This window comes from Pseudomonadota bacterium (genome assembly GCA_039196715.1).
Classification (GTDB): Bacteria; Pseudomonadota; Gammaproteobacteria; order CALCKW01; family CALCKW01; genus CALCKW01.
Genome location: JBCCUP010000002.1, coordinates 138540 through 151197, shown reverse-complemented (window position 1 = coordinate 151197; position 12658 = coordinate 138540). Strand labels below are relative to the sequence as shown.

Below are 12658 nucleotides of genomic sequence, written 5' to 3'. Positions count from 1 at the left end.
TCTAGCGCAGCAAGGACGCGTTGTGCTTCAACGCATCGACCTCTGCACAACCGAGCAGGAACATCGCTGTCTTAAACTCCGACCGTAGCCGATTTATTCGCTCAACCAGGCTTTCGACCGAGTGTTGCGCAGCCGCGAGCAGCGGGGCCGCCACACCACAGACATCCGCACCGAGCACCAGGCACTTCGCCATGTCGATGCCGTTGCGGATACCGCCGCTGGCGATCAGGGTCGCCTGCGACTGCTGCCGCGTCAGTTCGGCCCTGGCGTCGATCAAGGCATCCACTGTGGTCAAGCCCCAGTCCTGGAACACCAAGCCCAGGTCGTCGTCTTCGGCTCGCCGGCGGTGGTACTCGATGCGGCTCCAGGACGTACCGCCTCGCCCGGCCACATCGAAATGGCGAACACCCGACGCCAAGCCCGCCGCGACATCACTCGCCGACAAGCCTGCGCCGACTTCCTTGAGGATGACCGGCTCCGGCACGGCCTGCACCAGTGCCGCGATACGCTCATTCAAGCGCGCGAAGTTCCGGTCCCCCTCTGGCTGTACACACTCCTGCAGCGGGTTGAGGTGCAGGTACAGGGCGTCCGCCTCCAACGTGTCGAGCGCCAGCCGGCAGTGCGAGGCATCGAGGCCGTAATTCAATTGTACGGCGCCGATGTTCGCGAGCAGCGGCACACTCGGCGCGTGTTCGCGCAGCGCGAAACTGCTCCTCGACTGGGGGTCGGTGAACATCACGCGTTGCGACCCGACGGCCATGGCGACACCGGTCCGCTCCGCGGCCTCCGCCAGGTTGCGGTTGATGCGCAGGATCTCCTTGCCGTGACCGCCGGTCATGGACGAGATCAACATCGGAAAGCTCAAGGGTTTGCCGAGAAACACGGTGCCTGTGTCGACGGCATCGAAATCCAGTTCCGGCAGGGCACGGTGGGTCAAGTGCACCTTGTCGAATCCCGAGCCTCGACGCTCCACCTCGGGGTCGGACTCGATCGCCCGGATGTGCTCGAGTTTGCGGTCGGCAACTTGTGTGTCCGTTGTGGCTGACGAACTCATCGCTCGAGCTCCATGTGTGCGCGCACCAATTCTCCGGGATTGGTTTGTGCCGCGAGCAGGGACAGCTCTCCACACAATACAACTCCCGCACAGATGCCTGCCAGCCGACGTGCATTGTCGCCCGTATCTCGCGTTGCCTTGCAACCAAGCTCCATCAGGTTCTTCTCTACCACGGTGTTGGATTTGCCGGCACCCACTGTGCCGAGGATCAGGTTGGGCAAGCTACAGATAAAATACAAGTCAGACTCGTTTTCACCACGTGTCTCGCAATGCACAAGACCCTGGCTCCCCTCAATGATGTTAGCCGCGTCCTGTCCTGTGGCCAGGTAGAAGCCGAGCAACATGTTGGCAAAGTGCGCATTCGCCGTGCGCAGCGAGCCGGCCAAAGTGCTACCGACGTAGTTCTTCTCGTAGTTCAGGGTGACGATCTTGCGCGCCGTCGTGCGCAGGACGCGGGACAACACACGTCCAGGCACGGTCAGCTCGGCGACGACGTTTTTTCCCCTGCCCGCCAGGCCGTTCACAGCCGACGTCTTCTTGTCCGTGCACACGTTACCGGAAATCGACGCGTACTCAAGTTCCGGGTGTTCGGCGAGTATCCAGGTCAGCACCGCCTCGGCTGCCTTGGTCACCATGTTGTGACCCGCCGCGTCCCCGGTGCTGCACGACAGCCGGATGAACAGCAGATTGCCGACAATCTGCTTGTCCATGTCGGTCAGACGGGCAAAGCGACTCGTGGACGCTACCCTGTCCGCCACCCGAGCCCGGTCTGCCTCGATTCGGCGCCACGCGCGGTGCGCGTGCTCGGCGTCCGGCGCGCGCAATGCGATCGAGCGGGTCATGCACTCATCGATCAGCGTGACCTGGATGCCGCCTGCGTGGCGAGACACGGCAGCGCCTCGATCCGTGGAGTGCCACAGCGGGGTTTCATAGGTCGCCAGCGGCACACGCACGTCGCCGTCGACAACCGGTCCCGAGAACCGAATGGGCCCCACGAAGCTGGTCGGTACCGGGGTGTCGAACGTGGGTCGTTTGCGCAAAGTGAATCTCACCTCGAGGACAGTGTCTGTTGGCGCCCGCCACCGCCCCGCCAGGCCAGGCCAGTCGATGCGGGTCTCTGCGTACGCCGATGTGACACGTTAACCCGGTATTCTCCCACAGAAATCACGGGGCCGAGCAGCCCGACAAGGTCGGTGCCCGTCGACCGGGGCGGACACGGCCAGCACGCCGGTCGCAGACGGCTACAGCGCCCGTTACATCCCCGTCAGGTCGCACCCCGTGACGCGCCGACCCAGGGCACGCCGAGCGGCGCGTTTGCGTTGCAGCATCCCGACCGGTGGCGTGAGACCAAACAGAGTCAGAGGCATCTGAGCATCGGGGTGCCCACCACCGTGTTTCAGTGTACGGGGCACCCGTGGGCGCCGGTGCCAGCAACCGCTACCTCGCCGAGCACACCCCCCGATGCGCAGTACCGTGAGCACGACGACCATGGCCACCTGATCGAGTCCGGCAAACCCGCGCAGCGTGCGAGTGCCACCGTTTTCGCCCGTTCTCGATTTCGCCCTCCCGGTCGAACGCGTGCTGCACACCGTGTTGATGACCGACATGTGCGACGCCACCGATTGGGTTCGATACGCTGGGCTCGAGGTCCCCCAATGGGCTGAACCGCGATGGGCTGCTGTACCGGGTGCCCGCTGTGCGAGGCTGGGGACCAGGGCATGTCAGTGCGCCTGCTCCCAACTGTGACCGACCCCGGTGTCGACCTCGAGCGGCACGGACAGCTCGGCGACGCGTGCCATGCGGTCACTGACTTCGGCCGAGAGGCGCTCGACGTCAGACGCGGCCACGTCGAAGACGAGTTCATCGTGGACCTGCATGATCATGCGCGCGTCGACGTCGCCCCGGTCGAGCCACGCTTGCACATCGATCATGGCTTTCTTGATGATGTCCGCCGCGGTGCCCTGCATCGGCGCGTTGATCGCGGTGCGCTCGGCGTAGGCCCGCATCTGGGCGTTGCGCGAGTGGATCTCGTGCAGGTACAGACGCCGACCGAACACCGTCTGGACGTAGCCGACGTCGTGCGCTTGGGCCCGGGTTTCGTCCATGTAGCGTTTGACGCCGGGGTAGCGGTCGAAGTACCGGTCAATGGTCTCCTGTGCCTCACCCCGGCCGATGCCGAGCTGACGGGCGAGCCCGAAGGCACTCATGCCGTAGATCAGGCCGAAGTTGACCGCTTTGGCAGAGCGGCGCTGGTCGCTGCTGACGTCCTCGAGCGGGGTGTCGAACACTTCACTCGCGGTCGCCCGGTGCACATCCAGCTTGTTGGCGAAGGCGTTGAGCAGGCCCGCGTCTTCTGACAGGTGCGCCATGATGCGCAGCTCGATCTGGGAGTAGTCCGCGGCGAGCAGGCAGTTGCCCTCGGCCGGCACGAAAGCCTCGCGGATCCGCCGCCCCTCCGGCGTGCGCACCGGGATGTTCTGCAGGTTGGGGTCGGTCGAAGACAGCCGCCCGGTGGCCGCCACCGCCTGGTGGTAGGAGGTGTGCACGCGACCGGTGGCCTCACTCACCTGCAACGGCAGCTTGTCGGTGTAGGTGGACTTGAGCTTGGAGAGGCTGCGGTGTTCGAGGATCAGGCGCGGCAGGTCGTAGTCGTCGGCGAGTTGCTCGAGTACGTCCTCGGCGGTCGACGGCTGGCCCTTGGGGGTCTTGCGGATCACCGGCATGCCCTGCTCCTCGAAGAAGATCTGCTGGATCTGCTTCGGCGAAGAGAGGTTGAACACCTTGCCGGCCGCGTCGTGCGCTTTTTGTTCGGCATCGGCCATCGCGCGTTCGAGCTCGGCGCTCTGCTCACCGAGCATGTCGCTGTCGAGCTGCACGCCGTTGCGCTCGACTTTTGACAGCACCGGCACCAGGGGCAACTCGATGCGCTCGTAGATGGCCTTGAGCGCGGGCTCGGCCTCGAGCTGCGGCCAAAGCGCCTGGTGCAGCCGCAAGGTGATGTCGGCGTCTTCGGCGGCGTAGTGCGCCGCCGGTTCGAGTTCGATCTGATCAAAGGTCAGTTGCGACTTGCCCTTGCCAGCGATGTCCTCGAACTTCACACAGGTGTGGCCCAGGTGCTTGCTTGCCAGGGTGTCCATGTCGTGGCGTGACCCGGCCGCGTCGAGCACGTAGCTCTGCAGCATGGTGTCGTGCAGGCGCGAACGCACGTCGAGGCCATGGCGCGCCAGAACGCTGATGTCGTATTTCAGGTTCTGTCCGACGATGCAGCGCGCGGGGTCTTCGAGCAGCGGGCGCAGGGCATCGAGCACGGTGTCGCGCTCGAGCTGCGCGGGCGCGCCCTCGTAGCGGTGGGCCACCGGGATGTAGGCTGCAAGACCGGGCGCCACGGCCACCGACACGCCAACGAGCTCGGCCGCCATGTAGTCGAGGCTGGTGGTCTCGGTGTCGAACGCAAACACCGGCACCATCTTGAGCTTCTTGACCCAGGCGGCGAGGTCTGCCGCGGTGGTGATCACGCTGTAGCGCGTGGCAACCGGGCTGTCGGCGGTATCGGCCACGATCGAGCCACTGCCAGAGGCAGCCTGTTCGCCCACGTCCTGCGCCCCGCCGAGGTTTTTCAGCGCGGTTTTCATTTCAAGCTCGGTGTAGAGCTCGCGCAGGGCCTCGACATCCGGCGCGTTGGGGCTGAGCTCGTCTTCGGTGAGCCCGTGCTCGACGTCGAGCTTGATCGTGGCGAGCTCGCGCGAGAGCGGCAGGGTGTCGAGCGCATCGCGCAGCCGCTCGCCGATCTTGCCCTTGACGTCCCCGCTCGCGGCGATCACGGCGTCGAGGTTGCCGTATTCGGTGAGCCACTTGACCGCGGTCTTCGGGCCGCAACCCGGCACCCCGGGGATGTTATCGACCTTGTCACCGACGAGCGCCAGGTAGTCGATGATGCGCTCGGGCGGCACGCCGAACTTGGCCACCACGCCATCGGTGTCCATGACCGTGTCGGTCATCGTGTTGATCAGGCTGACCTTGTCGTTGACGAGCTGCGCGAGGTCCTTGTCACCGGTGGAGATCACCACGGTCTTGCCGGCTTCGCTGGCTTCACGTGCCATGGTGCCGATGACGTCGTCGGCCTCCACGCCAGTGATCGCGATGAGCGGCAGCCCTTGTGCGCGAATCAGCGCGTGCAGGGGCTCGATCTGGCTGCGCAGCTCGTCGGGCATCGGCGGGCGGTTGGCCTTGTATTCGACATAGAGGTCGTCGCGGAAGGTCTTGCCCGGCGCGTCGAATACCACGACGAACTGCTCCGGCTGGTAGCGCTCGCGCAGGTTCTTGAGCATGTTGATCACGCCGTGGATCGCCCCGGTCGGCTGCCCGCCCGAGGTGGTCAGCGGCGGCAAGGCGTGGAAGGCCCGAAACAGGTACGACGAACCGTCGACGAGGACGAGGGGCGAATCAGACATGGGGCACCCGCAGGCAGAGTGGCGCGACCGGCCGGGCGGCGTCGCAGTACACATTGGCGAGCCTCAAGCATACCATTGGGTTCCCCTGGCCCCGACCACGACAAGGAGTGCCCGTGAGCGACAAAACCCCGGTCCAACTGCCCGGTCCGCGCAGCCCCGAGGCGGTTGAGGCCATGCTCAACCGCGACGGCTGGAAGATCTTCAAGATCATGGCGGAATTCGTCGACGGCTTTCAGAAGCTCGCGCCGGTGCGGCCCTCGGTAAGCATCTTCGGCTCGGCGCGCTTCAAACCGGACCACCCCTACTACGCGCTCACCGAGGACCTCTCGCGCAAGCTGTCGGATGTCGGCTTCGCCGTGGTCAGCGGCGGTGGCCCGGGGATCATGGAGGCAGCCAACAAGGGCGCCAAGGCGGGCAAGTCGGAGTCCATCGGGCTCAACATCGAGCTGCCGCACGAGCAGGGCGGCAACCCCTACCAGGACATCTCGCTGACCTTCCGCTACTTCTTTGCGCGCAAGGTGATGTTCGTCAAGTACGCGTCGGCCTACGTCGTCATGCCCGGCGGCTTTGGCACGCTAGACGAGTTCGCTGAAATTCTCACCCTGGTGCAGACCGGCAAGAGCCGCCGGATCCCGATCCTGCTGATGGGCGAGGGCTTCTGGGATGGCCTGATCAACTGGTTTCAGGATACGCTCGTCGCGCAGGGGACGATCAGCCCCGAGGACATGGAACTCTTCCACATCTGCGAGGACCCCCAGGCGGTTGTGGACGCGATATTCGACTTCTACGCCGGCCACGACGGCAACATGGACCCGAACAGCGCGCAGAGCACACTGGAGATTTGAGTCCGACCCGCCGTTAACCCGGGGGTGTTCGGCAATTGTTACATTTGTGAATCAGTCGGTGGGGCTGTCGTGGCCGCGCGCGTAGGATGCCCCCACTGAATGGCGCTGACGCCGCCCCGCGTGGCGCCCCCGACTGGTTACCCGAGCGTTTGGAATGGCTATGACAGGCTGGATTGGTGTCGACCTCGACGGCACGCTTGCACAATTTGACCGCTGGCGCGGCCCCGATTCGATCGGTTTGCCGATCCCGGCCATGGTCAAACGGGTCGAGGCCTGGGTGGCCGAGGGCCGCGAAGTCCGCCTGTTCACCGCCCGGGCCAGCGACCCACGGTTGATTCCGCCGATCAAGCGCTGGCTCAAACTGCACGGCCTGCCGGACCTCAAGATCACCAACGTCAAGGACTTCCAGATGATCGAGCTCTGGGACGACCGCGCCGTGCAGGTGATCCACAACACCGGCCGCGCTGTGCAGCCCGGGGCGCTGGACGAACAGGAGCGACCCGAACTCATCGACGTCGACGCACCGGTCGACGCCGCCCCCCCCTCGCCGGTCAGCGAAGACCCGGTGGTCACCCCGTCCGAAGCCGAAGTGGAGGCCTTCAAGCGCGCAGTCAAGGCGCGCGCCCGCGCCATCGACGAGAGCCTGCTCGACGCGCTCGATTCCGGCGAGGACTACACGCCAACCTCCGGCGAACTGGCGACCGAACCGGCATCCACACCGGCACCGATGCGGGCGCCAGTGGTCCCGCCAGCCCCCGCGGCTCCAACCGTTCGGGTGACACTCGGCGGCACCACACCCGAGGACGAACTGGCCTTTCCCAGTGTCGACAGTGCCCTGCAGGTACAGCACACGCCTGAGCACATTGCCGCCGTCGAGGACGTCGAGATCGTGCGTCGCTCACCGTTCGATCAGCTCGAACCGCGGCTCGAGCCACCACCGACGCACCGCCCCGATCGGGCGACGCAGTTCCCCGCACTCAGCGTCGACGAAGACGATTGGGACAGCGGTGTGCCGAAATTGCGCGTCGACGCGCGCTGAGCTTCCGCCCTACTGATCCCCCTCTCGCCGTGTGATGCATTGTCGACACACGGCCACGGCTCACGCTGCGTCCGTTCCACACCGGCCTTCCAGAAACATGTTGCCAGTTCACACACTGAGCACGGCACCGGTACGCAGCATAGGTCAGCAGTGGTATGCTTCGGCCACTCCGGAGATCGGCATGGTGCCAGCGCGCCGAAGCCCCTCCGGGCAACCCAACACCCGATGCCCGTTGTGATGCTGCACCACTGCGTGCCGCAACGGCCGCAGGCATTCGGCGCTCGGGTCAACCTCATTTTCCATGTCCAAGGACTTCACGATGAAAAGAAGAGACTTCATAAAGACCGGTGGCATCGCGGCGGCAACAGCCGGCGGCGTGATCACCGGCGCACCGGCGATCGCGTCTGATGTTCGCGAAATGACCATCGTTTCCACGTGGCCGCGCGACTTCCCCGGCCTCGGCATCAGCGCACAACGCCTGGCAGCTCGCATCACAGAGCTCTCTCAGGGCAAGATCAAGACAAACTACTTCGCAGCCGGCGAACGCGTTGGCGCATTCGACTCGTTTGACGAAGTCGCTGGCGGCAACAGTGAAGCCTACATCGCGGCCGACTACTACTGGCGCGGCAAGCACCCGGCCTTTGCCTACTTCACGTCCGTGCCGTTCGGCATGACCAACTGGGAATGGAACGCCTGGATCAAGTTCGGCGGTGGTCAAGCACTCTGGGACAAGGTCTCGGGCGAGTTCGGCCTCAAGGCGCTGGCCTGTGGCGCAACCGGCACCCAGATGGGCGGCTGGTTCAACAAGGAAATCAACGAAGCGGACGACTTCAAAGGCTTGAAGATGCGCATCCCGGGTCTCGGCGGCGACGTGCTCGCGAAGCTCGGCGCGTCCACCGTGTCACTGCCCGGCGGCCAGATCTACGAGAACCTCGTGTCCGGTGCCATCGAGGCGACCGAGTGGGTCGGCCCGTACAACGACTACTTCATGAAGTTCTACGAAGCGGCCAAGTTCTACTACGGCGCGGGCATGCACGAGCCGGGCGGTGGTTTGGCCTTCGGCATGAACAAGTCCTGGTGGGAAGGTCTCTCGAGCTGGGAGCAGGCGGTCATCACCGCGGCCTGCATGGAAGAGCACGCGGCACAGCCTGAAGAGGCGCTGGCCAACAACGGTGCCTACCTGCAGCGCATGATCGACGACCACGGCGTCGAAGTGAAAGTCTTCAACGACGACGTCTACGACGCCTTCGGTGAAGCTGCAGCAGAGGTCTTCGCGGAAACGCGCGACCACAGCGCACTCGCGGCCGAGGTCAACGACCACTTCCAGGCTGCCATGCGCGAAATGGGGGCGTACCTCGCCATCGGCGACATCGCGTTCACCAACCAGCGCAACCGCGTGCTGGAACTCGGCGAAGCCTGAGGCCGTCGTAAACGGGTCGAGCATCTGCTCGGCCCGTTTTTTTTGTGACGCGTCACGCACACGGCCTCGCGGGTGGGCGCCGGAGTTTGCAGCCGCAGCACCCCGCCGACCCGCCGTGTGCGTCCTGACCCCACCGCCACCGCCTTGCACCGCGCGCGAGGCACGGCGACGACCTACCGCCCCGCTGGACCGTTCCCTATGGCCCAATCCTCCGCTTCCTCCTCCATCGCCCGGTTTGTCGGCTGGACGATGCTGACCGTGCTCGCGGTCTACCTGATCAACACGGTGCTGACCCTCGGCATGGCGTGGCCCGGGCCGACGAGCGCCTTCTCCGGTGCCGGCGGCACCCTCGGCTACGCCCAACTCGGCCTCTACGTGCTGGCCGTCATCATTGCCTGGCAGCTCGTCGCCCGTCGGTCGAACATCACGCTGCGCCAGGACGCTGAGCGCATCAACACAATGAACGTGTACCTGATCCGCGCGCTGTTCTGGGCGGTGCTGCTGATCGGCCTCGCGGACATGGTGGTGTCGTTTCTGCGCGTCGAGGATTTGCTCGAACCCCTGTTCGGCGAACAGATGGCGCGCGACCTCGGCAAGCCGCGCTACCGCGGCCCCGAAATCCACATGCCGCTGCTGTTCCTCGGCTTCGTGATCGCTGCAGTCACACGCGGCCTCGCCTTTCACTGGCTGGCGCTGATGATCGTCGTCGCCGAACTCGCGATCGTGTTCACGCGCTTTGTCTTCTCGTACGAGCAAGCCTTCATGGGTGACCTCGTGCGCTTCTGGTACGCCGCGCTGTTCCTCTTTGCCAGTGCACACACCCTCTACGCCGATGGCCATGTGCGCGTCGACGTGTTCTACGCCGGCATGTCACCGCGCGGCAAGGGTTTCATCAACGCACTCGGCGCGATCGTCATGGGCTGGGCGATGTGCTGGACGATTCTGCTCAACGGCCTGGGCAGCAAATCGGCGATCATCTACTCGCCCATGGTCAACTTCGAGGTGTCCCAGTCCGGCTTCGGCATGTACACCAAGTACCTCATGGCCGGTTTCCTGGGTGTCTTTGCCATCACCATGCTGATCCAGTTTGTCAGCCAATTCATGGAGGCGACAGCCGACTACCGTGGCGACCCGGACGCGCGCGTAATCGACTCGCCCTCCTCTCACTGACAACCCGTAGAAGGCCCTCGTCGTGGAACTCGTCTTTCTCGCCCTGCTGATCGTCTTGCTCGCCCTGGCCCTGGGCTCGGGTTACCCGGTGGCGTTCGCGCTGCCCGGCTCCGCCATCATCACCATCGTGATCGCCGCCGGTTTCGGCTACCTGCTCGAAGGCAACATGGACGCCTTTTTCACGCACGGAGGGCCCAAGCAGTGGCTCAGTGCGGGCGTCACCAACCTGCGGGGCATTTATTGGGAAGTCGAACGCGACACGCTGATCGCGATCCCGCTGTTCATCTTCATGGGCATCATGCTGCAGCGCTCGAAGATCGCCGAAGACCTGCTGGTCACCATGGCGCAGATGTTCGGCCCGGTGCCGGGCGGCCTCGGCATCTCGGTGGTCTTCGTCGGCGCGCTGCTCGCCGCCACCACCGGCATCGTCGGTGCCACCGTCGTCGCGATGGGCCTGATCTCGCTGCCGGTCATGCTGCGCAACAACTACTCGCCGGCACTGGCGACCGGCACGATCTCGGCCTCGGGCACGCTCGGCCAGATCATCCCGCCCTCGATCGTGCTGATCATCCTCGCCGACCAGCTCGCGAGCGCCACCGACCAGGCGAGCACCGCGCGCAAGGAGCTCTACAAGGCCAGCACGGGTGAGATCAGCATGCCGTCGGCCTTCGACGTGTCCTCGACAAGCGCGGGGGAGATGTTCCTCGGCGCACTGGTCCCCGGGCTGGTGCTGGTCGGCCTGTACATGGCCTACATCCTGATTTTCAGCATCTTGCGCCCAAAGAGCGCGCCGTCGGTGCGCTTTGATGGCGCCTACGACGGGCGCTTCTGGCTCAAGGCGGCTGGCACGCTGGTGCCGCCGCTGACGCTGATCTTCCTCGTGCTCGGCTCGATCATCACCGGTATCGCGACGGTCAACCAGGCCGGCGCGATCGGCGCGGCAGGCGCGCTGCTGATGGCCGGCTACCGCATCTCCGACGGCCGCAGTACCTACCTGCCGGCGGCACTGGCGGTGGTCTCGCTGATCGGAATCGCCTATGTCTCGAGCCAGTACGACATCAATGTCAAAGCCATCGAGACCGACCACGACCGGCTCGGTGTGATGCTCGCAGGCATCGCCGTGACCGGCCTGATCATCGCGCTGCTCTGGAGCGGCTTCCGCGTTGCCCGGATCGACAACACGCTCAACGGCGTCATGATCGAGACCGCCAAGGCCACGTCGCTGGTGTTCATCATCCTGCTCGGCGCGGCGATGCTGACTGCCGCCTTCCGCGCCTTCGGTGGCGAGGACTTGGTGCGCGATTTCCTCAACAGCCTGCCTGGCGGTTTCTGGACCAAGTTCATCATCGTCATGGCGGTGATCTTCTTCCTCGGTTTCTTTCTCGACTTCATCGAGATCGCAGTGGTCGTGGTGCCGATCGTCGCCCCGATCCTGCTCGCCGACCCGGGCGCCAACGTCACGGCCGTGTGGCTCGGTGTGATGATCGGCCTGAACATCCAGACGTCCTTCCTGACACCGCCGTTCGGCTTTGCGCTGTTCTACCTGCGCGGCGTCGCGCCGCCCTCGGTGAAAACCGTCGACATGTACAAGGGTGTGATCCCGTTCATTGGCTTGCAACTGCTTGCGCTCGCCATCGTCGGCAACTACCCGGCGCTGGTGAACTACCTGCCGAACCGCCTCTCGTTGACCTCCGAGACCGCCCCGCCGCCGCGCAACCCGAAGTTGCAGATGTGCCTCGAGGACTATATGGCCACGGCCCTGAACGGCGACACCGGCAAGCTGCTCGACGACGCCGCGCAACGCGCCCAGCGGCTCGACACCAGCTACCTGCCGAAAAAGATGGCCTCCGAACTCGACAAGAGCCTGGTGGCGGTCGACGACGCGCGCAACGCCCTCGCCGCGGCCTTCGCCGCGTCCGAGGCCGTGCAACAAGCAGCGCCGGACTACCAGCCGGTACAACGCGTGGTGCGCGGACTCGAGCGCGAGCTGCGTGAGCTGGCCGAGGTGCGGGGCGAAGTCGAAACCGCCCGCTCGCGCGCCGACACCGACACGGCACGCGCCAGCCTCGACGAGCGGCTCGCCACCCTCGACGCCGACCGCGACGCACTGAACGCGAAGATCCCCGCCGGCTGGGCCGACCAGCAAGCCGCCTTCTCCGACCTGCTCAAGGCCGAGGCGAAGACGCGCGGCGACTACCGCAAGACCGTCGACAAGGGCTACGGTGCAGTCAACGACCTGATCGAGGTGCTCTCGAGCACCGAGGCCTTCGTGGCACTCAAGCCCGAACTCGACAACATGGCGCTGATCGTCGAGACCGACAACCCCAAGAGCCTGGTCGACCCACTCAAGGCGCTGTCGAAGAAGTTCAACGACGTGGAAGGGGCCTCCAAGATCAAGTCCGCGCTCTCCAAGACCGCGAGCGAAATGAAGAAGCGCAAGCCCAAGATCGACAAGGCGATGAAGCAGTTCAACAAGGCGATGGAGCTCTACACCGAGCAGCTCGCGTGGCGTGAACGGGCCACCGCCGAACTCCTGCCGGAGCTGCAGGTCTACGAGGCGGCGATGCGCGACACCCTCGGGGTGCGTCAGCAACGTCGTCTGCCGCATGACCAGGCGCTCTACATCGCCCGCTGCACGGCCGACCACAGAGACCTGTCACTCAACTTCTGACGGCAAAC

Annotated in this window: 8 protein-coding genes; 5 read left to right on the top strand and 3 right to left on the bottom strand. The window is 65.1% G+C overall.

Annotation, left to right across the window (positions count from 1 at the left end; all coding sequences use genetic code 11):
• Window position 1 precedes the first annotated feature (1 nt).
• From fni to polA, 3 genes are all read right to left on the bottom strand, one after another.
• The gene (gene fni, locus AAGA11_01935) at window positions 2-1054 is read right to left on the bottom strand and encodes a type 2 isopentenyl-diphosphate Delta-isomerase (GenBank protein ID MEM9601598.1); all 1053 of its coding nucleotides are present in this window, start codon (window positions 1052-1054) and stop codon (window positions 2-4) included.
• A complete protein-coding gene (locus AAGA11_01930; protein ID MEM9601597.1) occupies window positions 1051-2049 on the bottom strand; it encodes a hydroxymethylglutaryl-CoA reductase in 999 nt (332 codons plus the stop codon). Before AAGA11_01930 ends, fni begins: the two co-directional genes overlap by 4 nt.
• Window positions 2050-2775: 726 nt before the next feature.
• Window positions 2776-5505 carry a DNA polymerase I gene (gene polA / locus AAGA11_01925; protein ID MEM9601596.1) on the bottom strand — a complete coding sequence of 910 codons (2730 nt, stop codon included), beginning with the start codon at window positions 5503-5505 and terminating at the stop codon, window positions 2776-2778.
• Window positions 5506-5618: 113 nt separating this feature from the next.
• Between polA and AAGA11_01920 the strand changes: the two genes are divergently transcribed.
• The 5 genes from AAGA11_01920 to AAGA11_01900 all read left to right on the top strand — a co-directional run bounded on the left by AAGA11_01920 (window position 5619) and on the right by AAGA11_01900 (window position 12650).
• Window positions 5619-6350 (top strand): TIGR00730 family Rossman fold protein, encoded by a 732-nt coding sequence (locus tag AAGA11_01920; GenBank protein MEM9601595.1) that lies wholly within the window; start codon window positions 5619-5621, stop codon window positions 6348-6350.
• A 160-nt stretch (window positions 6351-6510) separates the two neighbouring features.
• On the top strand, window positions 6511-7389 hold the full coding sequence (locus AAGA11_01915; protein MEM9601594.1) for a hypothetical protein: 879 nt from the start codon (window positions 6511-6513) through the stop codon (window positions 7387-7389).
• A gap of 319 nt (window positions 7390-7708) precedes the next feature.
• A complete protein-coding gene (locus tag AAGA11_01910) occupies window positions 7709-8809 on the top strand; it encodes a TRAP transporter substrate-binding protein (protein ID MEM9601593.1) in 1101 nt (366 codons plus the stop codon).
• A gap of 198 nt (window positions 8810-9007) precedes the next feature.
• Window positions 9008-9979, top strand: a complete 972-nt coding sequence (locus AAGA11_01905) for a TRAP transporter small permease subunit (protein MEM9601592.1) — start codon at window positions 9008-9010, stop codon at window positions 9977-9979.
• Window positions 9980-10001: 22 nt separating this feature from the next.
• Window positions 10002-12650: an SLC13 family permease gene (locus tag AAGA11_01900; GenBank protein MEM9601591.1), complete on the top strand. Its 2649-nt coding sequence runs from the start codon at window positions 10002-10004 to the stop codon at window positions 12648-12650.
• Window positions 12651-12658 lie beyond the last annotated feature (8 nt).